26 protein-coding genes are annotated in these 24,725 nt (G+C 71.9%); 18 read left to right on the forward strand and 8 right to left on the reverse strand.

All coding sequences use genetic code 11. The annotated features are described in order from the left end of the window. Positions 1-17: 17 nt before the first annotated feature. The 7 genes from OG858_RS02430 to OG858_RS02460 all read left to right on the forward strand — a co-directional run bounded on the left by OG858_RS02430 (position 18) and on the right by OG858_RS02460 (position 7,735). Positions 18-1,385, forward strand: coding sequence for a sensor histidine kinase (locus OG858_RS02430; RefSeq protein WP_319265187.1), 1,368 nt, complete (start codon positions 18-20; stop codon positions 1,383-1,385). Next, positions 1,382-2,050, forward strand: a complete 669-nt coding sequence (locus tag OG858_RS02435) for a response regulator transcription factor (RefSeq protein ID WP_319066221.1) — start codon at positions 1,382-1,384, stop codon at positions 2,048-2,050. The genes OG858_RS02430 and OG858_RS02435 overlap by 4 nt, the downstream gene beginning before the upstream one ends. Positions 2,051-2,141: 91 nt before the next feature. Beyond that, positions 2,142-2,702: a GNAT family N-acetyltransferase gene (locus tag OG858_RS02440; protein WP_319066220.1), complete on the forward strand. Its 561-nt coding sequence runs from the start codon at positions 2,142-2,144 to the stop codon at positions 2,700-2,702. Between the two features lie 236 nt (positions 2,703-2,938). Further along, entirely contained in the window at positions 2,939-4,408 is a 1,470-nt protein-coding gene (locus OG858_RS02445) for a type III PLP-dependent enzyme domain-containing protein (protein ID WP_319265190.1), read from the forward strand. Next, a complete protein-coding gene (locus OG858_RS02450; RefSeq protein WP_327723209.1) occupies positions 4,405-5,724 on the forward strand; it encodes a pyridoxal-phosphate dependent enzyme in 1,320 nt (439 codons plus the stop codon). The genes OG858_RS02445 and OG858_RS02450 overlap by 4 nt, the downstream gene beginning before the upstream one ends. A gap of 1 nt (position 5,725) precedes the next feature. Then, positions 5,726-6,934 carry an aminotransferase class V-fold PLP-dependent enzyme gene (locus OG858_RS02455; RefSeq protein ID WP_328545178.1) on the forward strand — a complete coding sequence of 403 codons (1,209 nt, stop codon included), beginning with the start codon at positions 5,726-5,728 and terminating at the stop codon, positions 6,932-6,934. 45 nt (positions 6,935-6,979) lie between these two features. After that, on the forward strand, positions 6,980-7,735 hold the full coding sequence (locus OG858_RS02460) for a class I SAM-dependent methyltransferase (protein WP_328545177.1): 756 nt from the start codon (positions 6,980-6,982) through the stop codon (positions 7,733-7,735). A gap of 17 nt (positions 7,736-7,752) precedes the next feature. Here the strand turns inward: OG858_RS02460 and OG858_RS02465 are convergent, their stop codons facing one another. The 3 genes from OG858_RS02465 to OG858_RS02475 form a co-directional block, all read right to left on the reverse strand. Further along, a complete protein-coding gene (locus OG858_RS02465; RefSeq protein ID WP_086751985.1) occupies positions 7,753-8,403 on the reverse strand; it encodes a GNAT family N-acetyltransferase in 651 nt (216 codons plus the stop codon). Between the two features lie 80 nt (positions 8,404-8,483). Next, positions 8,484-9,911, reverse strand: coding sequence for a rifampin monooxygenase (gene rox, locus OG858_RS02470; protein ID WP_328545176.1), 1,428 nt, complete (start codon positions 9,909-9,911; stop codon positions 8,484-8,486). A gap of 360 nt (positions 9,912-10,271) precedes the next feature. After that, on the reverse strand, positions 10,272-10,556 hold the full coding sequence (locus OG858_RS02475; RefSeq protein WP_328545175.1) for a hypothetical protein: 285 nt from the start codon (positions 10,554-10,556) through the stop codon (positions 10,272-10,274). 36 nt (positions 10,557-10,592) lie between these two features. Here OG858_RS02475 and OG858_RS02480 point away from each other — a divergent pair, with 36 nt between their 5' ends. The 3 genes from OG858_RS02480 to OG858_RS02490 all read left to right on the forward strand — a co-directional run bounded on the left by OG858_RS02480 (position 10,593) and on the right by OG858_RS02490 (position 14,236). After that, positions 10,593-11,681 carry a glutamate--cysteine ligase 2 gene (locus tag OG858_RS02480; protein ID WP_086751991.1) on the forward strand — a complete coding sequence of 363 codons (1,089 nt, stop codon included), beginning with the start codon at positions 10,593-10,595 and terminating at the stop codon, positions 11,679-11,681. Positions 11,682-11,906: 225 nt separating this feature from the next. Further along, entirely contained in the window at positions 11,907-13,637 is a 1,731-nt protein-coding gene (locus OG858_RS02485; RefSeq protein WP_319265202.1) for a SpoIIE family protein phosphatase, read from the forward strand. 164 nt (positions 13,638-13,801) lie between these two features. After that, positions 13,802-14,236: an ATP-binding protein gene (locus tag OG858_RS02490; RefSeq protein WP_086753729.1), complete on the forward strand. Its 435-nt coding sequence runs from the start codon at positions 13,802-13,804 to the stop codon at positions 14,234-14,236. Positions 14,237-14,252: 16 nt separating this feature from the next. Here the strand turns inward: OG858_RS02490 and OG858_RS02495 are convergent, their stop codons facing one another. The 3 genes from OG858_RS02495 to OG858_RS02505 are packed head-to-tail and all read right to left on the reverse strand — an operon-like array spanning position 14,253 to position 15,952. After that, the gene (locus tag OG858_RS02495; protein WP_319066213.1) at positions 14,253-14,702 is read right to left on the reverse strand and encodes an ATP-binding protein; all 450 of its coding nucleotides are present in this window, start codon (positions 14,700-14,702) and stop codon (positions 14,253-14,255) included. Positions 14,703-14,750: 48 nt separating this feature from the next. Beyond that, positions 14,751-15,053: a DUF5133 domain-containing protein gene (locus tag OG858_RS02500; RefSeq protein ID WP_086753720.1), complete on the reverse strand. Its 303-nt coding sequence runs from the start codon at positions 15,051-15,053 to the stop codon at positions 14,751-14,753. A 59-nt stretch (positions 15,054-15,112) separates the two neighbouring features. Continuing rightward, positions 15,113-15,952 (reverse strand): SigB/SigF/SigG family RNA polymerase sigma factor, encoded by an 840-nt coding sequence (locus OG858_RS02505; protein WP_086753718.1) that lies wholly within the window; start codon positions 15,950-15,952, stop codon positions 15,113-15,115. Between the two features lie 381 nt (positions 15,953-16,333). Between OG858_RS02505 and OG858_RS02510 the strand changes: the two genes are divergently transcribed. Then, a complete protein-coding gene (locus OG858_RS02510; RefSeq protein WP_086753716.1) occupies positions 16,334-17,161 on the forward strand; it encodes an RNA polymerase sigma factor SigF in 828 nt (275 codons plus the stop codon). Positions 17,162-17,277: 116 nt separating this feature from the next. After that, positions 17,278-17,682, forward strand: a complete 405-nt coding sequence (locus OG858_RS02515) for an STAS domain-containing protein (protein WP_086753714.1) — start codon at positions 17,278-17,280, stop codon at positions 17,680-17,682. Between the two features lie 178 nt (positions 17,683-17,860). Here the strand turns inward: OG858_RS02515 and OG858_RS02520 are convergent, their stop codons facing one another. Beyond that, positions 17,861-18,334, reverse strand: coding sequence for a MarR family winged helix-turn-helix transcriptional regulator (locus OG858_RS02520; protein ID WP_234441059.1), 474 nt, complete (start codon positions 18,332-18,334; stop codon positions 17,861-17,863). A gap of 63 nt (positions 18,335-18,397) precedes the next feature. Here OG858_RS02520 and OG858_RS02525 point away from each other — a divergent pair, with 63 nt between their 5' ends. Genes OG858_RS02525 through OG858_RS02550 form a run of 6 tightly spaced genes read left to right on the forward strand, consistent with a single transcriptional unit; the run spans position 18,398 to position 24,233 of the window. Further along, positions 18,398-19,585 (forward strand): PP2C family protein-serine/threonine phosphatase, encoded by a 1,188-nt coding sequence (locus OG858_RS02525; protein ID WP_086752025.1) that lies wholly within the window; start codon positions 18,398-18,400, stop codon positions 19,583-19,585. Positions 19,586-19,644: 59 nt separating this feature from the next. Beyond that, on the forward strand, positions 19,645-20,544 hold the full coding sequence (locus tag OG858_RS02530; RefSeq protein ID WP_319066210.1) for an STAS domain-containing protein: 900 nt from the start codon (positions 19,645-19,647) through the stop codon (positions 20,542-20,544). Further along, on the forward strand, positions 20,541-20,981 hold the full coding sequence (locus OG858_RS02535) for an STAS domain-containing protein (protein WP_086750352.1): 441 nt from the start codon (positions 20,541-20,543) through the stop codon (positions 20,979-20,981). The genes OG858_RS02530 and OG858_RS02535 overlap by 4 nt, the downstream gene beginning before the upstream one ends. After that, positions 20,981-21,421, forward strand: coding sequence for an anti-sigma regulatory factor (locus tag OG858_RS02540; protein ID WP_086750351.1), 441 nt, complete (start codon positions 20,981-20,983; stop codon positions 21,419-21,421). Before OG858_RS02535 ends, OG858_RS02540 begins: the two co-directional genes overlap by 1 nt. Further along, positions 21,421-22,491, forward strand: a complete 1,071-nt coding sequence (locus OG858_RS02545) for an ATP-binding SpoIIE family protein phosphatase (RefSeq protein ID WP_319315190.1) — start codon at positions 21,421-21,423, stop codon at positions 22,489-22,491. Before OG858_RS02540 ends, OG858_RS02545 begins: the two co-directional genes overlap by 1 nt. Beyond that, complete coding sequence (locus OG858_RS02550) at positions 22,488-24,233, forward strand: PP2C family protein-serine/threonine phosphatase (protein WP_327723213.1); 1,746 nt, start codon at positions 22,488-22,490, stop codon at positions 24,231-24,233. The genes OG858_RS02545 and OG858_RS02550 overlap by 4 nt, the downstream gene beginning before the upstream one ends. On the opposite strand, the gene OG858_RS02555 is transcribed toward OG858_RS02550, so the two are convergent. Continuing rightward, positions 24,214-24,651, reverse strand: a complete 438-nt coding sequence (locus tag OG858_RS02555) for a MarR family winged helix-turn-helix transcriptional regulator (RefSeq protein WP_086750348.1) — start codon at positions 24,649-24,651, stop codon at positions 24,214-24,216. The two genes, OG858_RS02550 and OG858_RS02555, sit on opposite strands and share 20 nt — an antisense overlap. Positions 24,652-24,725: the final 74 nt, after the last annotated feature.

Genomic DNA, 24,725 nt, shown 5'->3' on the forward strand with positions numbered 1-24,725 from the left:
CGAGGACAATGAGGACCATGAGTCCGCACCGCGCGACACCCGCCGCGGAGACCGCCCCGGGTCCGGCGCTCCCGCCGTCCCCGGGGTTCGACGCCGCCTGGCACCCGGTCCTGGGCCGCATGCTGCGGGGACAGCACCGGCGGCAGCTGCTGGACCGGCGGCGTCCCTGGCTGCTCGACACCGCGGTGGTGCTGGTCGTGGTCCTGCTCAGCCTGCCCGACCTTCTCAACCACGGCGGCGACGGCGGCCCCTTCGGGGAGACGGAGTACCGCACCGACCTGCCCGCCGTCGTCCCGTTCCTCTTCGCGGCCGCACTGATCACCCCGCTGTGGTGGCGGCGCCGGGCCCCGGCCGTCACCTACTTCGTGATCGCGGCGGTCTCCCTCGTCCAGTGGTCGCTGGAAGTGTGGCAGCAGGCCGGGATGAGCATGCTCGTCGCCCTGTACAGCCTGGCCCTGCACGGCTCCCTGCGGGTGCTGGGCTGGGCCGTCGCGGTGACCGTCGGTGAACTGGCTCTCGCGGTCTGGCTCCTGGGACAGGTCGAGCATCCGCTGCTCGGTCTCTTCTTCCTGCTGGGCACGGCCATGGCGGCCGTCACCCTCGGTCTCACCCTCCGCATCCGCCGGATGTACCTGGTGACACTGGAGGACCGGGCCACCCGCCTGGAGGTCGAACGCGACCAGCGCGTCCGGCTCACCGCCGCCGCCGAGCGCTCCCGGGTCGCCCGCGAGATGCACGACATCGTCGGCCACAACCTCTCCGTCATGGTCAGCGTCGCCGACGGCGCGGCGGTCCTCGCCACCAACCGGGGCGAGCAGTCCGCCGACGCCCTGCGCATCCTCGGAGACACCGGCCGGCAGGCCATGGGCGAGCTCCGTCGTGTCCTGGGCGTCCTGCGCGAGGGCCAGGACGACGAGCAGCTGCTCGGCCCACAGCCGGGAGTCCGTGATCTGGACCCCCTGCTGGCGCGGGTCCGCACCGCGGGCCTGCCGGTCACCTACCGGACCGTGGGCGATCTCGACGCGCTGGGCAGCGGTGTGCAGCTCACCGTGTACCGCATCGTCCAGGAGGCCCTGACCAACACCCTCAAACACGCCGGGACGGGCACCGCGGCCGAGGTCGCGGTGACCGCCGAGGCCGGAACCGTACGCGTCCGGGTCGCCGACACCGGCGTACCGACGGGGACCCCCGGCCGCTCGGATCCGGAGCCGGGCGCCGACGACCCGGGGCACGGCCTGGTCGGCATCCGACAACGGGCCGCGATGTACGGCGGCGCCGTCGCCATCGGCCCCCGCGACACCGGACACGGCTGGATCGTGGACGTTCTGCTGGACGTGCCCCCCGGGCCACCCACTCCGCCGTCCTCAGGAGATCATCTGTCATGACCACCGTGCTGATCGCCGACGACCAGCCGCTTCAACGGCTCGGCTTCCGCATGCTTCTCCAGGGCACCCCCGGCCTCACCCCGGTCGGCGAGGCCGAGCACGGCGCCGAAGCCGTGCGGCTCGCCGCCCGGCTGCGGCCCGACGTCGTCCTCATGGACATCCGCATGCCCGGGATGGACGGTCTGGAGGCGACCCGCCGGATCGTCGCCGCCGGTGGCCGCACCCGCGTCCTCATCGTGACCACCTTCGACCTCGACGAGTACGCGTACGACGGGCTGCGGTCCGGTGCCAGCGGTTTCCTCCTCAAGGACGCGCGCCCCGAGGAACTCGTCGCCGGCATCCACGCGGTCGCCACCGGCGACGCCGTCGTGGCCCCCAGCCTCACCCGACGGCTCCTGGACGCCTACGCCCACCAGGTACTCGCTCCCACCGGCACCCCTCTCCCCGCCGACCCCCGGCTGAAGACCCTCAGCGAGCGCGAACACGAGGTGCTGGTCGCCATCGGCCAGGGCTGGACCAACGCGGAGATCGCCGAACGGCTCGTCCTCACCGAATCCACCGTGAAGAAGCACGTCGGCCGTGTCCTCGCCAAGATCGGGGCCCGCGACCGCATCCAGGCCGTGATCACGGCGTACGACGCCGGGCTGGTCAGGGCGAAGCCGTAGCCGCCGTGCCCGCCCCGTCGAGGCGCGGGCGCGCGCCGCGCAGGACGGCACCGGCCCACCGTGTGGCAGCGTCTGTGCGAGGCTGACGGACATGACGGTGCATCAAGCCTCGGAGTTCCTGCAGCTGACCCGCCCCGAGGAGGTCACCCCGGGGCTCAGACAGCAGATCGCCGGCTGTTGGGAGGTCGTGGCGAACGCCGGTGGCGCGGTCCTCGCCACCGAGTTCCCTCCCCTGCCGGTGAGCGCGCACGACGTCGGTCCCGTGGTCGACTCGCTCGTCCACGGGCTCGCCCCCGGTCGCGGCAGACTGCTCGTCGCCACCGTCGGCGGCTCGCTCGCCGGCTGGCTGATCGTCCGCCGGGAGCCGCATCCGCTCGGCGCGCACTGCGGCACGGTCAACCACGTCCAGACGCATCCGCGCTTCCGCGGCCGGGGCATCGGCACCGCTCTGATGCACCGCGTGCATGACATCGCCCGGGACGAGATGGGCCTGGAGCGACTCTCGCTCTCCACCCGGGGCGGCGTGGGCCTGGAGGAGTTCTACCGCAAGGTGGGCTGGGAGGAGGTCGGCCGCTGGCCCGGCGCGCTGCGGATCGCCCCCGGTGACGACCGTGACGCGATCCTGATGAGCCTCGCCCTGCGAACCGTCTGACCCTCCGAAGCCCCGCCCCGCCCGGCCCCTCGATCCGTTCACCCGTTCAACCCGTGCGCTCTTCCCGGCCGTCCTGTTCCCCCTCTCCGACCGTCCCGTTCCAGCCGTCGGACGTCGGGAAACAGCCCCTCCCCCACCGGGCCCGATTCCGGAAGGCCCGGCGAGGGGAGGGTTACGGTCGTTATGGCCGATTGCCGACACCGGTACGTCTTCCTCGGTGGGGAGGAACATCTGGGATGAGCGACGACGACCCGTTGTACCTGGAACCACGGCTGGAACCGCGCACAGCGGCTCTCCTGGACTCGGCGCAGCTCCTGCACACCCTCGTGGACGCTCTGGGCTCCCCGCTGAACGTCCTCCTGCCGGACCAGATCGCCGATAATGTACGGCGCTTCCGTTCGGTACTCGACCGCCATCGGCTGGCCGGGCGGATCTACTTCGCCCACAAGGCGAACCGTGCCGGCTCCCTCGTGCGCCGTCTCACCACGACGGACGCGGCCCTCGACGCCGCGTCGCTCGGCGAACTGCGGCACGCTCTCGGGTCCGGGTTCACCGGATCCCGGATCATGGCGACCGGTCCCAAGGACCCGGCGTTCCTCTGGCTCGCCACGCGCAGCGGAGCGTGCCTCAACGCCGACGGTCCCGGCGAGCTGGAGCAGGCGGCGGGTTTCGTCCGCGCCCACGGACTTCCGCGCGTCCGTGTCCTGCTGCGCCTGTCCGGGTTCGAGACGTCCGGAACCAGAACGCTCTCGCGGCGAAGCCGCTTCGGTACGCCGGTGAAGTCCCTGCACCACCTTCTCGATGTCCTCGAACGGCACCGGGACGAGCTGGAACCGGTCGGTGTCGGCTACCACCTCGACACCACGAGCCTCGACGAGAAGGCGGCGGCGCTCGAAGGATGCCTCCAGGCCATGGAGGAGCTGTGGATTCGTGGTTTCCAGCCGCGCGCCATCGACATCGGCGGCGGCTTCGGCGTCAGTTACCTGGCGCACGCGGCCCAGTGGGAGCGCTACACCACCGAGCTGACCCGCGCCGTCATGGGCGGCCGCCCGCCCATGACCTGGGGCGGCCACGGCTACGGTCTGCGGGCGGAGAACGGCACACTCAAGGGCGCGCTGAGCCTCTACCCGGCCCATCGGCCCACGGCCGGTGCCGCGTATCTCGACGAACTGCTGTCCCGCCCGGCGCCGAGCCTCGGGCGCCCGCTGGGCACCCTCCTGCTGGAGAGCCTCTACGACCTCTACGTCGAGCCCGGCCGGGCCCTGGCCGACCAGTGCGGACTCACCCTGGGCAGGGTCCTGGAGATCAGGCCCACGGACACGGGTGAGCCCATGGTGCGCCTCGCGATGAACGCGGGTGCAGTCGGCCTGGAGGACCACGGCGTGCTCATGGACCCCGTGGTCCTGCCCCGCGACCCGGCCCCGCCCGACACGGCGGGCCCGGTGGCGGTCCACCTCATGGGCAACCTCTGCCTGGAGGCGGATCTCATCACCCGCCGCACCGTGTACCTGCCCCGGCTGCCGCGGTCCGGCGATCTCCTGGCCTTCGCCAACACGGCCGGCTACTGCATGGACTTCGCGGCCACACCCGCCCAACAGCAGCCCATGGCACGGAAGGTGGCCGTCTACGAGGAGAACGGCCACCCGCGGTGGTGTCTGGACGAGGAGTACTGGCCGCTCGACCTTACGGGGGACCCGCAGGAATGAGGTACGACAACATCACCGACGCCATCGGCGACACACCGCTGGTCCGCATCGACCCGGCCGTTCACGGGCTGCGCAACATCGACCTGTACGCCAAGCTGGAGATGCTCAACCCCTTCGGCTCGCTGAAGGACCGGGCCGCGTGGAGCATGACCCGGCGGGAGATCTCCGGCGCCAAGGAGCGCGGCGAGACGATCGTGGAGCTGTCCAGCGGGAACACCGCCAAGGCCCTGGCCCTCATCGCCGGCTTGCACGGACTGCCGTTCAAGAGCGTCACCAACCGGATGCGCATACCCGAGATCAAGGACCTGCTCCTGCTGCTCGGCGCCGAGATCGAGGAACTGCCCGGCCGGACCGAATGCCTCGACCCGACCGACACCGACGATCCGCTGACCCTCTTCCACCAGCGGCTGAACCGCCCCGGTGGCGCCCACCTGCACACCGACCAGTACTTCAACGCCCTCAACACCGAGGCCCACGCCACCGGAACGGGCCCGGAGATCATCGCCGACCTGGACGGGCGGGCCCCCGACTGGTTCATCGCCTGCGTGGGCACGGCCGGGTCCTCCACCGGCGTCGCCCGGGCCCTGCGCGCGCACGATCCGGCGGTGCGCGTCGTCGGACTCGTGGGCCGGAAGGCGGACTTCATCCCCGGCATCCGCACGGTCGACGAGGTGCAGGAGGTCGGCATCTTCGACCCGGCCACCTACGACACGCTGGAGGCCGTGAGCGCCGACGAGGCCATCGACGGGATGCTCACCCTGCTCCGCCGCTGCGGCCTGCTCGCCGGCCCCACCGGAGGAGCGGCCTACTACGGCGGAGTCCGTCACCTCCGGGCGCTGGACGCCGAGTTGACGGAACGCAAGGCCGCCGTCTTCATCGTCTGCGACCGTGTGGAGAGCTACCTCGACTACGTCCGCCGGCGCCGCCCCGATCTGCTGGGCCGCCCTCCCGCGAAGACCTCGGTCACCACACTGACCGACACCGAGATCCGCTCGGCGACGGTCATCGACGTCGAGGACGCCCGGAAGTGGATCGCGGCGCAGCGCCCCCTCGTGGTCGACCTGCGCGGCCCCTTCGCGTACGCGGCGCTCCACATCGACGGTTCGGTGAACATCGTCGACGAGCTCTTCGGCGAACTCCTCCGGGGCGGGCTGCCCTTCGGCAGGCGTCAGCCCGTGCTGCTCGCGTGCCCGGTGGGCGAGCAGTCGGCCCGGTACGCGGCCCTGCTCACCCGCATGGGTCACCTCGACGTGCGCAGTCTGGCCGGCGGCATCATCGCCTGGCGGGACGCCGGTGCGCCGCTGGTGCGTGACTGACATGACGGATCCCGTCGCACGGCCGACGGAACTGGTGGAACTTGCGGGGTGGCAGCGGTCGTTGCGCGCCCAGTTCCCGATCGTCGTCGGGCATCCGGACCTCGCCTACCTGGACAGTGCGGCCACCAGCCAGAAGCCGCAGCCCGTCCTGGACGCCGTACAGACGTATCTGACCACCTCGAACGCCAACGCCGGTCGGGGCTCGTATCCCTGGGCCAACACCACGACGGCGCTGGTGGAGAACGCCCGCGGCCGGATCAAGGAGTTCCTGGACGACCCGGACCCGCGGCGGTCGTCGGTCCACTTCACCGGTGGGACCACCGAGGGGCTGCGGAGCATCGCCCGGGACTGGCTGCCCGCGCTCCTCGCCGACGGGGACGAGATCGTCGTCCCCTTCGCCGACCACCAGGCGAACCTTTCCCCGTGGCTGGAGGCACAGGAGCTGCTGGCCCGCCGGGGCGTGCGGGTCCGCGTCCGGTCTCTGCCGTACCAGGAGAGTTCGGGCGACTACGATCCGGGGGCGCTCGCCGCGATCGTCGGCCCCCGCACCCGTTTCGTGGCCGCCACCCATGTCCATCACGTCTACGGCGTTGACATGAACGTGCACCGCATACGGCAGGTGGTCGGGCCGGAGGTGCCGATCTGTCTGGACTCCGCGCAGGGCATCGGCCATCTGCCGGTCTCGACGGCCGGTCTCGACGTCGACTTCGTGGTGTTCTCCGGCCACAAGGCGATGGCCCTGCCGGGTTCCGGTGCCGTGTGGTCCCGGAACCGGCGTGGACCGGCCTTCCGCCCCGGCGGGTGGAGCGGCACTCCCAACACGGTCGGCATCGTCTCCCTGACGGCGGCGCTCGACTGGCTGGACGCCGCCGGAACCGACCGGATCGAGCGCTGGACGGTGGCGCTGACCTCCCGGCTCACGGACGGCCTGGCCCGGATGGACGCCTATGAGGTGCTGGGCTGCCGATCGAGTCTCGCGGCCGGCACCGAGGTGCAGCGGCGCCGGAGTCTCGTCACCTTCCGGCACCGCGAGATCGGTTCACGGGACCTCGGATTCATCCTCTTCAGCCACGGGTTCATGGTGCGGACGGACGGCCACTGCCAGGCGGGCCGTGGTGCGGAGGACGGCGCGGTGCGGGCGAGTCTGCATGTGCACAACACCCCACAGGAGATCGACCAGTTGCTCTCCACTCTCGCTTCTCTGCAATGATTTCCATTAGCAGAGGCGTGACGACACGGAGGCAGTGCGACCGGCATGGATGTGAGCACGGCGACGGCGGCGCGATGGGTGGAGCGCTGGGAACGTCAGCAGCAGCGGTACGCGGTCGACCGCGAGGAGCGGTTCGAGGTCATCGCGGACCTGGTCGAGCATGTGACGCGCGACTGCCCCGCACCCCTCGTCGTCGACCTGGGCAGCGGCCCCGGATGCCTGGCGGCGCGGCTCGCCGGCCGTCTGCCCACGGCCGAGGTGCTCGCCGTGGACGCGGACCCGCTCCTCCTGGAACTCGGCAGCGCCCACTACGGCAGCGCACTGCGGTACGTCAGGACCCTGATCGGCGCGCCCGGCTGGCTCGACACGCTCGCCCTGGCACGCCCCGCGGACGCGGTGGTGTCGACCACCGCCCTGCACTACCTGGGCACGGGCACCCTGCGACGGGTCTACCGGGAACTCGCCGGGCTGCTGCGCCCCGGCGGCATCCTTGTCAACGGCGACCACATCAGCCCGGACTCCACGAAGGTGTCCGAGCTGGCGATCGACATCGGACGCCGCCGAGCCGCCCGGAGCGCCGCGTCCCTCACCGAGGACTGGGAGTCCTGGTGGTCGAGCGCGGCCACCGACCCGGAACTGGCCCCCCTCCTCTCACGAAGGGACGACGGTGGCCGCCCCCACTGCGAGGGCAACGATCTGACCCTGTCCGGCCACGTCGCACTGTTGCGTGACGCGGGCTTCGAGCACGTCGGAGCGGTCTGGCAGGTGGGGCCCAGCCATGTTCTGGCCGCCGTCCGGTGAATTCCAGGTGGGAGACGTCAGGGGCGCGTCACGGCCGGGGAAGTGTCGTGGTCCTTCGTCGTGCGCCCCAGGTAAGTGACCGGGCCTGGGTCCGGGACCTCGATCTCGTGGAAGCCCAGGCGGTCGTAGAAGGCACGGGCCGGCGTGTTGGTGGTGACCATGGAGAGGTGGACTGCCGGGACTCCTCCGGTGTGCAGGGCCCGCAGGAAGGTGTGCATCAGGGCTCGGCCGTGGCCCCGGCCCTGCCAGGCGGGGAGGAGATCGATGTGCAAGTGGGCCGGATACGGGACGACTTCGGGGCGGAGCATGCGTTCGGGGTGGTGCAGGAGCTGGATGATCGCCTCGTCGGGGGTGGCCGGAGGGCCGAGGGGCGCCGGGAAGCGGTCCGCGACCAGGGGGAGCCACTTCTCGCGGAAGTCCTCGACGAAGGCGGGGGTGTTCGCGGTGCCGAGGATGTAGCCGACCGCTTGCCCGTGGCCGTCGTCCAGTACGAAGGTCAGTTCCGGTTCCAGGTGGGCGTACGGGGTGGCGAAGGTCGCCGGGAAGACGTCCGGGTCCGTGTAGACGGGGCGGCTGTCGCCGCCGTTGTGGGCGGTACGGACGCAGATCTCGTGGAGGGCGTCGTGGTCCCCGGGGCGGTACGGGCGTACTGCGGGAGGCGAGGTCATCGCAGCATCCTGCGCCGTGCGGGCCGGTCCCGACAACCGTCCGCGCCAGAAGCGGCCACGCCTCCCCCGTGGGACCGCGCTCAGCCGGCGGCCGCCCCGAACCACCGGGCGAGCCCGCCGAGCAGTTCCCGCTGGTCCTCACCCGCCCAGGCCACGTGGCCGTCGGGGCGCAGCAGCACCGCGGGCACGTCCAGGTCCTCGGCGGTGTCGACGACGTGGTCGACCCGGTCCGCCCAGCCGTCCACCGAGAGCCGGCCGGCCGGGTCGAGCAGGAGGCCTCGGCCCTCGTGCATCAGCTCGTAGAGACGCCCCTGCTTCAGCTGCACGTCCCGCATGCGCCGGCCGAGCAGGTCGTGGCCCTCGCCGAAGTCGTAGCGGACGTCGACCGCTGTGATCATCCCGGTCACGTACCGGTTCACCTCCTCGAAGTCCATCAGCTTCGAGAACAGCTCCCGCAGCGCGGTCGGACCCGGATCGGACCCCAGCAGGGTGATCTGCGCGCGGGTGTTGACCAGCACGCGGGCGGCCACCGGGTGCCGCTCGGCGTGGTAGCTGTCCAACAGCCCCTCCGGCGCCCAGCCGTTGATCGCGGCGGCCAGTTTCCAGCCGAGGTTGAACGCGTCCTGCACACCGAGGTTGAGCCCCTGTCCGCCGGTCGGCGGGTGGGTGTGCGCCGCGTCGCCGGCCAGCAGCACCCGACCGACCCGGTAGCGCTCGGCCTGCCGGGTGGCGTCCCCGAACCGGGACAGCCAGCGCGGTGAGTGCACCCCGAAGTCGGTGCCCGCGCAGGCCCGCAGCTGCTGCCTGAACTCGTCGAGGGTCGGTGGGGTCGTACGGTCCTCGGACACGCCCTCGGCCGGTACGAGGACGCGGTAGTTCCCGTCGCCGAGAGGGGCGAGACCGAACCGCAGTTGGGTCTTGCGGACCTCCTCGACGACAGCGGCGATCGTCGCCGGGGCCTCGGTCGCCTCCATCTCGCCCAGCAGCGTCTCGACCGTGGCGGGCTCCCCGGGAAAGGCGACGCCCAGGAGCTTGCGCACCGTACTGCGACCGCCGTCGCAGCCGACGAGATGGCGGGCGCGCAGCCGCGTGCCGTCCGCCAGCTCGGCGGTCACACCGCTCTCGTCCTGGCTCAGCCCGACCAGTTCGCTGCCGCTCCGGATGTCGGCGCCGAGTTCGACGGCGCGCTCGTGGAGCAGGCGTTCGGTGACCGGCTGCGGGGTGGCGACGCCGTACGCGTGAGCCGTGTCCAGCGTGTCCGGCCAGGGCTTCATGACGCCGCCGAAGAGACCTCCGACCCGGAACTTCTCACTGACCGCGAGGAAGCGGTCCAGCAGGCCTCGCTGGTCCATGATCTCGACGCTGCGCGCGTGCAGGCCCTGCCCGCGGGACTCCCCGGTCGGCGCGGTCAGCTTCTCCAGTACGACCGTTCGCACCCCGGCCAGCCGCAGCTCGCTCGCCAGCATCAGCCCGGTCGGCCCGCCGCCGACGACGATGACGTCGATCATCACAACCCCCATGTACGCGGATTCCCGCTTCGGTGACTCTCGCTTCGGTCGGCGATTGTGCGCCACGGGCGGGGTCTTGCCGCAAGCCCCCCGGTGCGCTATAAGTTGAGAGTGGCAAGGAGTGGTCGAGCTCCTTGCCTTTGTCGTTTCCCGGCGTCGTTCGGTGCCTCGGCGGTCCCTCGGCGGAGTCTGTCCGGTGCATTTCGGCGTCTCTTCCGGTCCGCGGTGGTCGGACACCCCGCTCCGGCGCTTCCGCTCCAGCCGGTTCGCGCGACGGCCTCGGCCGTGCCCACAATGGCGCTGTGCCGGGAACGGAGAGTCCGATGGTGTCCCGAACCGCGGGCGGCCCGGGCCCGGCGGTCAGTCGCTCAGCCGTCGGTGCAGGGGCTGCTCGCCCAGGTCTGCGCCCTTGCGGCTGCCGGCCCGCGCCTTGCGATGCAGCTCGGCCACCGCGGTGTCCTTCTCCCGCTCCGCGTCCTGGACGCACGTCGCGAGGCGCAGCGCGTTGTCCGGACAGGCTCCGACGTAGCCGATCGGGTTGCAGTCCTCGTCGACGGTACCGCCCGGGTACCCGGTCCGTCGCCGCGTGCACGGTTCCGGCCCGCGCGCCGACCGCTGAGGTGTCCCGGCGTCGTCCGAGGGCACACGGCTGTCACATCTACCGCGAAGGGGCCGGATGACGTGCGTACCGTCGGAGTGGAAGAGGAACTCCTCCTGGTCGACCCCGAGAGTGGCGAGCCGCAGGCGCGGGCCGCGGCGGTGCTCGCGCGGGCCGCGCGGGAGGGCACCGGCCAGGGCGTGTTCGAGAAGGAGCTCCACGACGAGCAGGTGGAGTTCGCCACGCACCCGCAGTCCTCGATGGCCGAACTCGGGGCCGAGATCATCCGCTGCCGCAGGGACGCGGCGCGCCATGCGGAGGGACTCGGCAGCGCGGTCGTCGCGCTGGCCTCGTCGCCGTTGCCGGTGAGCCCGACGATCACCATGAACAGCAGGTATCTGTGGATGGCGCGTGAGTTCGGCCTGCCCACACAGGTGCAGCTGGTCTGCGGCTGCCATGTCCATGTGTCCGTCGAGTCCGACGAGGAGGGCGTCGCCGTCCTGGACCGTGTGCGGCCGTGGCTGTCGATCCTGAGGGCCCTGAGCGCGAACTCTCCCTTCTGGCAGGGCCAGGACAGCCGGTACGCCAGCTACCGCAGCCAGGTGTGGGACATGTGGCCGATGGCCGGGCCGACGGACGTCTTCGGTTCGGCGGAGCGGTACCACCAGTGCGTCTCGAACCTGATCGCCACGGAGGTCGTGCACGACGAGGGCATGATCTACTTCGACGCGCGCCTGTCCCATCGGTATCCGACCGTCGAGATCCGGGTCGCGGACGTCTGTCTGCACCCCGACACCGCCGTCCTCGTCGCCACCCTCGCCCGGGGGCTCGTGGAGACCGCGGCCCGTGAGTGGCGGGCGGGTCTGGAGCCGCTCGCACACAGCGCGGGACTCCTGCGGCTGGCCACCTGGCGGGCCGCCCGCTCCGGTATGTCGGAGAACCTCCTGGACCCCGCCACGATGCGGCCCCGGCCCGCCGTCGAGGTGATCCACGCACTGCTGGACCACGTCGAGGAGGCCCTCGTGGAGGCCGGCGACGCCGACCTGGCCCGTGCGGCCGTCGCGGAGCTGATGGGGCGTGGCAACGGGGCCCGGGTGCAGCGCGAGGTGATGGAGCGGACGGGGAGCCTGCGCGAGGTCGTCACGGCGTGCGTCCGGCACACCCAGGCGTGAGGTCGGCGTCCTCAGGCCCGGCGTGTGCGCGTCCGTGGGCGGGGGTGGTCCGGCTACGGCGTTCGCGACGCTGCGTGGTTCGTGGGACGGGCTCCGAGCTGCTGTCGGGCACCTTTGGGGCGTAGGTCACCGGGGACCGGGGTACTGCGTGATGCACGTAGGCCGCACGGGCCCGCCGTGGCGTACTACAGTCCCGTCCGCGACCGGAGCAGGAGGAGCCCGAACATGAGCGCGTGGAGTCCGGACCACCTCGATCGGCAGCCGGTTGTCCCGGCTGGGCGGTCACCGGACGGGCTGCCCGATCTCCTGCACGCCGGCATGTACGTGGTGGACGACAACGGCTCCATCGTCTCGGTGAACGCCCGCTCGGAGGAGCTGCTCGGCCGCACGGCCGACGAACTCGTCGGTCGCGACGCCCACGAACTGCTGCACCGCGACCACCTCGGGCAGACGGTGCCCCGGGCGTCGTGCGCGATGATGCAGGCGTTCCTCAGCGGCCGTACGGGCGGCGGGGACCGTGAGTGGTTCCGGCGCGGCGACGCCACGCTGCTGCCGGTGACCTGGCTGGTCACACCGTGCCGGCTCGAGGACGGCGCGACCGGCGCGGCCATCCTCTTCTACGCGAGCGGCTCGGGGAACGAGGTGCTCCCCCCGGCCACCGAGTCGCCGACGCTGTCGCAGCTGGACCGGCTGGCACTGCTCGCGGAGACGACGACCCGGCTGACCTCGACGCTGGACTCCGACGAGGCGGTCGCACGACTGATCCGGCTGGTCGTGCCGCGGCTGGCGGACTGGGCCATCGTGGACCTGATCACCGAGAGCGACGACGTCTGGCGAACCACGGTGGCGACCCACCACGACGGTGTCGTGGTGCGGCGCGAGGAGCTGGAGGGCCCGCTGCCGCCGGTGCACGAGGAGTCGTTCATGCCGCTGTCCCGGGCCTTGCGCGGGGCGGCGTCCGCACTGGCCGGGCCGGAGACCTACCAGGGGCCGCCCGATTCGGGGATCGCGGTCGCGCAGCAGAAGCTGTTCCAGGTGACGGGTCTGCGCTCGGCGGCGATCGCGCCCATCCGCGGGCCGCGTGCGGTGCTCGGCGCCCTCACGCTGGGCCTCAGTGACCGGCCGGGGGCCTTCACCGACTCCGAGCTGTCCCTGCTGGAGGACATCGCCCGCCGGGCCGGGCTGGCGTTGGAGAACGCGCGCCTGTACCAGCGTCAGCGGCACATCGCGGAGACCATGCAGCGCCATCTGCTGCCCCAGATGCCGGAGGTGCCGGGTCTGCGGATGGCGGCACGCTACGAGTCGGCGTCGGAGTCCTCGCAGGTCGGCGGCGACTGGTACGACGTGTTCTCGCTGTCCGACGGGGCCACGGCCGTGGCCATCGGGGATGTCGTCGGGCACAACATCGACGCGGCGGCGGGGATGGCGCAGGTCCGCAACATGCTCCGGGCCTACGCCTGGGCCCTGGAGGAGCCGCCGAGCGCGATCGTGGAGAGGCTGGACCAGGCCGTGGTGAACGTGGCCGAGGCGTCCATGGCGACCCTGATCTTCGGCCGGGTCGAGCGGAGCGACGAGGGGTGGACGCTGCGGTGGACCAACGCCGGGCATCCGCCGCCGCTGCTGATCACCCATGACGGCCGGTCCCGGTTCCTGGACGAGGAGCACGACCATCTGCTCGGCACGGGCCTGATACGGGCGCGCACCGACACGCTCACCCCGCTCCCTGCGCTGTCCACGCTCGTGCTGTACACGGACGGTCTGATCGAGTCGCCGGGGCAGACGCTCGACCGGGGCCTGGCCCGGCTGCGCCAGCATGCGGCGGCGCTCGCCCACCGGCCCCTGCATGTGTTCTGCGACCTGCTGCTGGAGCGCGCCCGCCCCGTCGACAACGACGACGACGTGGCCCTGCTGGTCCTGCGGACGCCTGCCGAGGGCGGTGAGGCGGGTGAGCGGTAGTGCGCCGACGCCGACCAGGGGCACCGAAGGGCCACTCTCTTTCCCAAGGCCCCACACATCCCTACGCTTTCGCACGCGTAGCCGCTCCGCGCACGGGAAACACGAGCGTCGGAGGAGAACGCGACATCGCGTCCGCCTCAAGAAGCCGAGCGGGGGAAGACGAGTTGGCAACAGAGCCACGTAGGGACGACAAACTGCCTTCCGAGGAGATCTACGACAGCCACGCCGCCTTCGACGGAGAGCTCGGCGACGTGACAGGGGCCCGCACGGCCGCCGAGGGGTTCCTGGGCATCCTCGCGCGCACCTCACCGCCGGCGGCCGTCGAGCACTGGGACGACGTCCTGCTGGTGGTGACGGAACTGGCCGCCAACGCTGTGCAGTACGCTCCCGGGCGCTTCGAGCTGACGATGCGCCGCACCCTCGACGGGGTCCATGTGACGCTGGGGGACTCGAGCACGACGTCGCCGGCGCCGCGCCCCTTCAGTCCCAGCAAGGGCGCCGGCGGGATCGGCTGGTATCTGATCCACACGCTGTGCGACGAGGTGAGTGTGGTGACGCACGACCACGGCAAGGAAGTCCACGTCTTCCTGCCCTGGTGAGGTTCGGGGCGAGGCGTCAGGTCAGCGGCACCAGCACGCTGATCGTCTTGCCGCCGGCCGCGCGGCGCTGGACGTCGACCTCACTGGACAGCCTGTTGATCAGCGGCCATCCGTATCCGTTGGCCTGGTGGGCGCGCGGCAGTACGCCGTGCCCGTGGAGGCTCACGGGCACGGCGGCGCTGTGGTCCCGCACGTTCAGCCGCACGCCCTCCGGGGTGAGGGCGACGTCGAATGCGGCGATGCCGCCGCCGTGCCGGACCGCGTTCGTGACCAGTTCGGACACGACGAGAATGAGATCGATCATCGACTGCTCGGTCGGCGGTCCGGCCGGTGAACGCCACCGCTCCCCCACGAACGCCCGCACGTAGTGGCGGGCCGCCGCCGCGGTGGTGATCGCGACCGGCGGCCGGGCGGACGGTTCCTCCACGGGGGCGGGGTCGTGGCTCACGGGCGGGTGGCGTTCCATCGGCATCATGGTGAGTGCGGGGTCGACGACTCGGGACGGCTCGGCTCATCACTGTTCATGGAGCGCCGCATACCCGCTCGCGCCCGGACCATGGCCGTCGAGTTCCGCGGGGAGTCCCACACGGTTCCCGCACAGCTCCGCGGTCGCGGTCGCCTGCGCGGCGGCGAGCTGCCCGCGTGCCCTTCGCAGGGCCTGGCGAATGTCGCGGGTGCCCGTGGACACGCACAACGTGTACGCCAGGTCCTGCGCGCGGCGCGCTGTCTGGGGGTCGCTCCGCTCTCCCTCGTGGCCCGAGAGTGACTCGTACTCCTCGACGAGCCTGCGCAGGGTCGCGGGGTGAGGCATCAGCATCTGTTTCGCTCCTGGGTGATCCGATGAGGACAGCTGACAGCGGGTCAGGCGGCAGAGGCTCAGGAAGAAGGCGTGTCCGGGCCGAGGGCCTCCTCGCGGACGCGGGCGCAGCTGCGGTTGATGAGGCGGGAGACGTGCATCTGGGAGATGCCGAGGCGGTCGGCGATGCGGTTCTGCGTCATGTCCTCGAAGAAGCGCATGTAGAGGATGGCGCGCTCGCGTTCGGGCAGTCGGCGCAGGCCCTGCTTGACCGCCTCCCGGTCCACGACGACGTCGTACGCGGTGTCGGGCGCGCCGAGGGTGTCGGCGAGGCTGTAGCCGTCGTCGCCGGAGGACATCTCGGCGTCCAGCGACAGGGCGCTGAAGCTGTCGAGTGCCTCCATCCCGGCTTTGACCTCGTCCTCCGTGAGCCCTGCGAGGGCGGCGATGTCGGCGACCGAGGGTTCGGTGGCACCGCCGGAGGTCTGGCTGAGTTCGCGGCGCGCCACGCGTACCTTGTTGCGGAGGTCCTGGACCCTGCGGGGGACGCGAAGCGTCCACATCCGGTCGCGGAAGTGCCTCTTGATCTCCCCGGTGATGGTGGGCACGGCGTAGCTCTCGAACGCCCCCCGCTCGGGTTCGTAGCGGTCCACAGCCTTGACCAGGCCCATCGCGGCGACCTGGCGCAGATCCTCCAGCGACTCGCCACGGTTGCGGAAGCGGCCGGCGATGCGGTGTGCCATGGGCAGCCAGGCCCGGACGAGTTCGTCTCGTACATGGTCGCGTTCGGGCCCCGCGTCCATCGAGGCGAGCCGGGCGAAGGCGGTGGCGGTGTCGGGGGCGTCGTCGTGCGTCCTCCTGTCGGTCGTGCCAGGACGTACGGAGGTACCGGAACCGTTTGCGGACACATTGACCAGCATGGGAAATCGCTCCTGAACGACGCTTTCAGGGACTTGCGGCGGGAAACGGTGGATGGGCGACCAGGCCCGTGCGCGGAAGACCGCTCCCGCCGGCGTGCCTCCGATCCGGAGGCGTGGAACTCCGATTGCCCCGCGATTCCGTGGACAAACAACAGTGCGCGCATTCGCGGTGACGGACGTCGGCCCCGGTGATCCCCTCCGCCGGAGCCGACGGCGACTTCTGGCCAGAGTGGGGAGCGACACGGTCCCTTTCCCGTCCGAGGGGGACTGAGTCGCCAGTAGCGGGGCAAGCGTGGGATGGCAACAAGGCTTCGGGCGAGAGGGGTGGACAGCATGGCAGCCGTGACGGCACGTACAACGGCCACGGCACGGGGGAGGGTCATGGCGGACGGGGTGGACCTCCCGCTGATCGAGGACCCGTCACAGGTCAGGCCGAAGGACGCAAGGGAGATGTCGCGGCAGTTCTTCGACCGGCTGGCCATGTTGGACGAGGGCACGCACACGTATCAGTACGTGCGCAACACGCTCATCGAGATGAATCTGTCGCTCGTGCGGTACGCGGCCTCGCGCTTCCGCGGCCGTGAGGACTCGCTGGAGGACATCGTCCAGGTCGGGACCATCGGGCTGATCAAGGCCATCGACCGGTTCGACCTGTCCCGCGAGGTGGAGTTCACGACTTTCGCCGTGCCGTACATCGTCGGCGAGATCAAGCGGTTCTTCCGGGACACGAGCTGGGCGGTGCATGTGCCGCGCCGGCTGCAGGAGGCGCGGGTGGAGCTGGCCCGCGCGACCGACGAACTGCAGTCCCGGCTGGGCCGGACGCCGACGACGCGTGAGCTGTCCGAGCTGATGTCCCTGTCCGAGGAGGAGGTCGTCGAGGCGCGCAAGGCGTCCAACGGCTACAACACCTCCTCGCTCGACGCGGCGCTCACCTCCGACGGCGGCGAGGACGGCGACGCCGTGCTGGGCGACCTCATCGGCGAGGAGGACCCGTCGCTGCAACTCGTCGAGGACTTCAACTCGTTGGCGCCGCTGATCGCCGAACTCGACGACCGTGAGCGGCGCATCATCCATCTGCGGTTCGTGGAGGAGCAGACCCAGTCGCAGATCGCCGAGCAGCTGGGGGTGTCCCAGATGCATGTGTCCCGGCTGATCAGCCGGATCATCAAGCGGCTGCGCGTAGGGCTCCTGGAACCGGGAGTCGCCTGATCGGGGCCCGTGTGTCCGGACGATTCGCGGGTATGCGCACGGGCGCATCGCCGGGCGATGCGTGGAATCCGTGAATCGGGGCACCCGTCCCGATCGGTAGCGCCTTGGAGGCTCTTGTGTCCGTTGCCCAGAATCCCCTGTCGATCAAGGTCGATCTGCCTCGGGACGACGCCGTGCTGCTCACGATCGAGGGTGAACTGGACATCGACACGGCGACCGAGCTGCAGCATCATCTGGCGAACCAACTGCGGCACGGGCGGCGGCATTTCCTGTTGGACGTGTCGGCCGTCCCCTTCATGGACTCGTCCGGCATGAACATCATCCTGCGGACGTATCAGGAGGTGCGGCGGATCCCGGGCGGCGTGTACGTCATCGCCCCGGCGCCGGCCGTGCGGCGAATACTCGATCTCACCGGCGTCAGCCTGACCGTGGCCACGGTGGACAGCGTGGACGAGGCGCTGGCCGCCGTGGACTCCGGGCAGGTCGCCCGGGACCCGGACGAACCTCGGGCGGAGGAATAGCCGCTGTCGACGCGCCGACGGGCAGGGCCACTTGGCCTGAACGTCGGCGCGACGGGTGCACGCATCGCCAATAGTTGCCGTTTGACAACTATGGCCGGAAAGCAACAGAGTGAGCCGGGTCAAGAGTGTGGGAAGGGCTGGGGATGAGACTGTCGGACCGGGACCGGGTCGGCCGCGGTCACGCGCTCCGGGCGTCGGTGGCGTCGCCCTCGTGGATCTGCGCCGCCGCGGCGGCGCAGAACGCCTCCAGCCCCTCCAGCAGAGCGGTCCGCTTCGTGGTGGGCATCTGCTCCAGCACCGACCGCAGGGCGCGTTCACGGCGGGCACGCAGGTCCACCAGGAAGGCCTGTCCGCGTCGGCTCAGCCGCAGACACAGCTCGCGCCTGCTGGCCGTGCTGGCGTGGCGTTCCACGAAGCCCACGGCTTCCAGACGGTCGCACAGCCGGCTGGTGGAGGGCGGCGTGGAGCCGAGGGCGTCGGCGAGCATCCGCAGGTTGATGCCGTCGTTGTGCTCCAGGATGAAGAGCACGCGGATCTGGGAGGCGGACACCGGAGCCGTCGAGGCGCGCCCCCACAGGACCTCCAGCAGCTCGGCCGCCTCGGAGGTCACCCGCGCCACCTCGTCCGGCCGCTGGTTGGGGGAGGAAGTCACGGGCCCACTCTTCCAGGCATCTCGAACACTGTCAGCTGTGGAAAGAATGGCGTATCCGACATCGTGAACAGATTCGTGGCAGCCGAACGGGCGCTTCGCTCCGCTGCTCCGCACCACCTGCTGGACGCACTCCGCGCCGTACTGGGCGACGACGACTGGTCGGCGCGGGAGGTGGAGCTCTACCTGGCCGACTACTCGCTCACCGCGCTGCGGCCCGTGTCCACGCGCCCCGGCGAGCCGGAACCGCTGCCGATGCACGGCGGTCCGACCGGCCGGGCGTTCGGGGCACAGGAGCCGTACGTGGAGGAGCGCGGCGACGGCCGGGTGCGGGTGCATCTGCCGGTCACCGTGCGCGGCGACCGGCTGGGCGTGCTGCGTCTGACGCTGCCGTCCGCCGCGCACGCAGAGGACCGCCTCGCCGAACTGGCGGAGCTGGCCGTGGTGCTGGGGCACGAGTTGGTCGTCGCGGAGCGGGACACCGATGTGTACGTCCGGGCGCGTCGCTCCAGCCGGCTGACGCTGGCGGCGGAGATGCAGTGGCAGCTGCTGCCGGGCCGTTCCTCCACCCGGCCCGAGTACGCGCTCGGCGGCCAACTGGAGCCCGCCTACGACATCTTCGGCGACAACTTCGACTGGTCCGCCGACGCCGACCGGCTGATGCTGTACATCACCAACGGCATGGGTGAGGGCATCGAGGCCTCCCTGCTGACCAATCTGGGCATCAACGCGCTGCGCAACGCCCGCCGGGCCGGCCTCCCCATCGCCGACCAGGCGGCCCTGGCCGACCAGGCCGTCCACGCCCAGTACGGCGGGGCCCTCCATCTGTCGGTGCTCCTGCTGGATCTGGACCTGGCCACCGGGCGCCTGGCCATCGTCGACGCGGGCTCCCCCCGCATGCTCCTGCTGCGCGACGGGGCGGTCGCCACGGTCGCCCTGGACGCCCAGCTGCCGCTGGGCATGTTCGAGGAAACGGACTACACCGTGCAGGAGTTGACGATCGAACCGGGAGACCGGCTCGTCTTCGTCAGCGACGGGGTGTACTCCGTCGCCACGCCCGGCGGGGAGACGTACGGGGAACGGGCCCTGGCCCGCGCGGTCAACGCCACGCGTCTGCTGCCCGCCGCCGATGTACCCGGCGCGGTGCTCAGGGAGCTCTCCGGCCACCGTGGCACACCCGTGGCGGACGACGACGCGCTCGTGGTCTGTCTCGACTGGTTCGGCCGGGGGGAGGCCGGCCGGTCCCACCGATGAGTTCGCCCACCAGTCGTTTCCCGAAGAGGGGAGGCGCACCAGGACGTGAGGAGAGACCCGTGCCGGAACAGGACACGGCAGGACCGCAGTTGGCACCGGCGCAGGAGGTGGCGGAGTTCCTGCGCAACCGCCAGGAACAGATCGCTCAGCGCTGGGCCGACGCGGCGCTGTTTCGCACCGTGTTCACCCACTCGCGGGACGAGGCGGTGGAGGCGGGCCGGGCGGTCGTGGACGCGCTCGCCGCCGTGGCCGCCGCGGACAGCGTCGAGGACGCGGAGTCCGGCGGCTTCCATGTCGTACGCGAGCAGCTCGCGCGGACGGCCGCCTCCCGGGCGCGGGCCGGTTCCACCGTCACGCAGATCTCCGCCGAGGTGGACGCGCTGCGGCCGCCCGTCACCGAACTGCTGGTCGCCGAGTTCGCCGCCGCGCCGGCCACGCACCTGCGTGAGTGCACCACGACACTGACGGTCCTGATGGGCACCCTGCGTCTGGTGGTGCTGGAGACGGCTCTCAACGAGGGCGAGGAGCTCATCCACCGGCAGCGCCTGCAGCTGATGGAGGTCGCCACGCCGGTGATCAGCCTGTGGGAGGGGATCGTCGCCGTCCCCCTGATCGGCACACTGGACAGCGCGCGCAGCCAGGTGGTGATGGAGCGGCTCCTCGACGCGATCGTCGAGCAGCACGCCCGGTTCGCCATCCTGGACATCACCGGGGTCCCGACCGTCGACTCACTGGTGGCCCAGCACCTCATGAAGACCGTGGCGGCGGCGCGGCTGATGGGAGCCGAGTGCATCGTCTCCGGCATCCGGCCGCCGATCGCGCAGACCATCGTCCACCTGGGCATCGACCTCAGCTCGGTGCTCACGCGGACGAGCCTCGCGGACGCCCTGGCCTACGCGCTGCGGAAGCTGGGCACGGACATCGTGTCCCGTGACGGCGCCGGTTCGGGGCGCAGGTGAGCGGCGATCTCTTCGCCGCGTACGGCGGTCCGTCCCCGTACGGGGCTCCCGTACCGGTACTCAGGCTCGGCAACGTGCTCCTGGTGTCACTCCAGGGCGATCTGCACGACGGCGCGGCGGAACAGCTCCAGCAGGACATCAGCGCCACCGTCGCGCGCAGCGGCGCCACGGGTGTGATCATCGACCTCTCCGGTGTGGAGATGGTCGACTCGTTCCTGGGCCGGGTGCTCGGCGACATCGCCGCCCAGACGAGTCTGCTCGCCGCCGGAACGGTGGTGGCGGGCATGCGTCCGGCCGTGGCGATCACGCTGGTGGAGCTGGGGCTCACCCTGCCGGGACTGCGTACCGCGCTCAGCACCGAGGACGCGCTGCGCCTCCTCGGCGAACCGGACCCGACCTTCCCCCACCGAGTCCACGCCCGCCAGGAGAGTCCGTGATGCAGACCGCCGGCGGCATCTCCGCCTGCCTGCCGATCCACTCGGACCTCGATCTGGTGTGGGTACGTCAGCATGTGCGGCAGGCGGCCGCCCAGCTCGGCTTCGGTCTGGTCGATCAGACCAAACTGGTCACCGCGGCCAGCGAGCTGGCCCGCAACACCCTGGTCCACGGCGGCGGCGGCCAGATGGAGTGCACTCCTGTCGACAGGGGCGGCGCGCGGGGGCTGCGGCTGTCGTTCAGCGACGAAGGGCCCGGTATCCCGGACCTCGACCAGGCCCTCGTCGACGGCTACACCTCAGGCGAGGGCCTCGGGATGGGGCTGGGCGGCTCCCGGCGGCTGGTCCACGACTTCGCGATCGACAGTCGCCCCGGCTCGGGCACCACGGTCACCGTGACGTCCTGGCTTTCGGGTGCGCCGCGCCCGCGCGAGGAGCGGTGATGCCGCGCGTCTGGGAGGTTCCGGTGCACGACTCGACCCGGGTGCGCGACGCCCGGGTGGCCGCCGAGGCCGCGGCTGCGCGGGCCGGGCTGGACGAGGAACGCGCCGCCGGCTGTGCGCTGGTGGCCACCGAGCTGGCGACCAATCTGCTCAAGCACGCCGGTGGGGGGCTGATCCTGCTGGACGTCGTCTCCCGCCCCGCGCCGGAGCGGCCGGACGGCGCGGCCCCCATGGTGCAGATCGTGGCGATCGACCACGGGCCGGGGATGCGCGACGTGGCGGGCGCGCTGCGCGACGGTTTCTCGACGACGTCCTCGCTCGGCGCGGGCCTCGGCACCTGCCGACGGGTCGCCGACGACTTCGACCTGCACAGCACGGTCGGCCGGGGCACCATCGCCCTGGCGCGGCTCGGCGCCCGGCCGGGCCGCCGCGGCGGCCCGGCGTCCTCCTCCGCCCCGGCCGTGCGCGCCGGAGGCGTCAACGTCCCCTTCGCCGGCGCGGAGTTCTCCGGCGACGCCTGGGCGTGGGTCCAGAAGGACGGCCTCACCACGCTGATGCTCGCCGACGGCCTGGGCCACGGGCTGGCGGCGGCCCGTGCCTCCTCCGCGGCGGTCGAGCAGCTGTACCGCGCGCCCGAGCTGCCTCCCGCGCACCTGCTGCGCCGGCTGGAGGGCGCGCTGCGCGACACCCGGGGTGCGGCCGTCGCCGTCGCCCAGCTCGACGTCGCCGCAGGCAGGTTGCTGTTCGCCGGCATCGGCAACATCGGCGCGCGGCTGCGCACCGGCGCGACCTGGCAGCCGTTGCTGTCGCGGCCCGGCATAGTCGGCGCCCACCGGGCCGCCCGTCTCCCACAGCACGAGGCGGCCTGGGGGGAAGACTGCCTGCTCGTGCTGCACAGTGACGGCCTGCCCAGCCGCTGGAGTCCGGGCCCCGCCGCCCACAGCACCTCCCTCGACCCCGCTGTGATCGCCGCCGTGATCGTGCGTGACGCGAGCAGCCCCGCCCGGCCGGTACGCGACGACACCTCCGTCGCCGTACTGAGCCCCTCCCCGCCGGACCGCCTCCCATGACCCGTACCTGGCATGTCAGTTCCGTCATCGACGCCGCTCGGGCCCGTATCGCCACCGCGCGGCTGGCCACCGCGCACGGGGTCTCCGCGACCGACCGGACGCGGCTGGTGTCCGTGCTCACCGCGCAGCTGCGGCAGTGCCTCACGAAGGGGGGCGCGTGGCTGCTGACCGCGCGGGCCACGACGGCGCGGCCCGGCGGCAGCCGGTTCCTGGTCGAGGTGACGTCGGCGAACCGGCGGCCGGGCGAGTTCCGGCAGCCCTGGCGGCTCACGGTCGCCTGCTCGCAGGAGGGCCGCCTGCCGGACAGCGAGCATGTGCCCGGCGATCCGGTGACGCTCGCGGAAGCCCTGTTCGGGGCCGACGAGGACGCCGCGCTGCTGCTGGAGAAGCTCGACGAGCAGGAGGCCCTGGTCGCGTTCCACCGCGAGGAACTCCACCAGACCAACCAGGGGGTCCTGGCCCTGCACGCCGAGCTGGACGCGGCCGGGCGCGCGCAGCGCGAACTCTTCGCCGCCGAGCAGAAGGCCCGCGAGGAGGCCGAGAACGCGCGCGGCCGGCTCACCTTCCTCGCCGACGCCAGCGCCGCCCTGACCGCGTCCCTCAACCCCGACGCGATCGTGCGGCTGCTGCCCACCCTCCTGGTGCCCCGGTACGCCCGCACCGCCGACGTATGGCTGTTCGACGGGGAGGACGACGTGGCCCGTGGCGGCCCGCGACCGGCCGCCGCCGTCGTCGCGGCCCGCCGCGGGCGCCCCCAGTACGCCGCCGACCACCCCGGCGGGCTGCCCGGAGTCGACGACCAGCCGCCCTCGGCGCTCGACCCCGGCCGGCCGCTGCTGTGCGTACCCCTGATGACCCGGCGCGCGCCCCTGGGCGTGCTGACGCTGTCACCGCCGGACGACGAGCGCTGGGACGCCGACGACGCCTTCATGCTGATCGAGCTGGCCCGGCGGGCCGGTGTCGCCCTGGAGAACGCCCGGCGTTTCGAGCACAACCGCGACATCGCCGAGACCCTGCAGCGCGCCCTGCTCACCGAGCTGCCCACCACTCCGGGGCTGCGGCTGGCCGCGCGCTATCTGCCGGCCACCCGGGGCCTGAACATCGGCGGCGACTGGTACGACGCCTTCCGCCAGCCCGACGGCAGTCTGATCACCGTCATCGGCGACGTCACCGGGCACGGTCTGCGCGCCGCGGTGATGATGAGCCAGTTGCGGACCGCTTTGCGCGCGTACGCCGTCGACGGCAAGACCCCCGGCCAGCTCCTCACCCGTCTCCATCTGTTCCTGCACCATCTACAGCCCGACCTGTACGCCACCGCCGTCATCGCCCGGTTCCATCCGCGGGAGCCCACCCTCACCTGGGCCGCCGCGGGGCATCCGCCGCCGGTGCTGCGCGCACCCGACGGGCGGGTGCGCATCCTGGACGCCAAGCCCGGCGCGATGCTCGGCATCCCCCTCCATCAGGAGATCGCCGACCACACCGTCCCGCTGCCGCCCGGCTCGACCCTGGCGCTCTACACGGACGGACTGGTGGAACGTCGCGCCCAGGGCATCGACCCGGGCATCGACCGGTTGGCGTCCGCCCTCGAAGCGCTCCCGCCCGCCGCGCTCGACGACGATCTCCAGGATTCCGCCGACCAACTCCTCCATCCGCTGCTGGACGAAGAGCACGAGGACGACGTGTGCCTGCTGCTCTGCCATGTACACAGCGACGCCGGTCACATCACGGCACGGCCCGGCTGACGATTCCCCCCAGGATCCGCAGTACCTGCTCGACCCGTGCACGCTCGGCCGGTGACATCGTCGCCAGGGCGTCGGTGAGATGCCCCGACAGCCGTTCGGTGACGTCCGCGAGAAACCCGTGTCCGCGCTCCGTGACCACCAGACGCACCTCGCGCCGGTCGCCGTGGCGGACGCACCGCTGGAGCAGGCCGGCCGCTTCGAGCCGGTCGCAGAGCCGGCTGGCCGTGGGCAGGCCCACCCCGAGCTGCTCGGCCAGGGCCGTCAGATTCAGCTCGGGCCGCCGACGCACCGCTCGGAGTGCCAGGATCTGTCTCGGGGACAGCCGCGGAGTGACGTCCTCGACGGCCGAGAACCACAGCGGCACCAGGTTCTCCACGGCGTCGAGAAGCTGTTGGTCGAAGTCGTGGGGGCCCGTCATGCGGGGGGCCTACCCGAAGCGCCCGGGAGTACACGGCCTGCACCGCACGCTCCCGCGTCGCCCGCGCCGGGCAG

The sequence above is a fragment of the Streptomyces europaeiscabiei genome, assembly GCF_036346855.1.
Lineage (GTDB): Bacteria > Actinomycetota > Actinomycetes > Streptomycetales > Streptomycetaceae > Streptomyces > Streptomyces europaeiscabiei.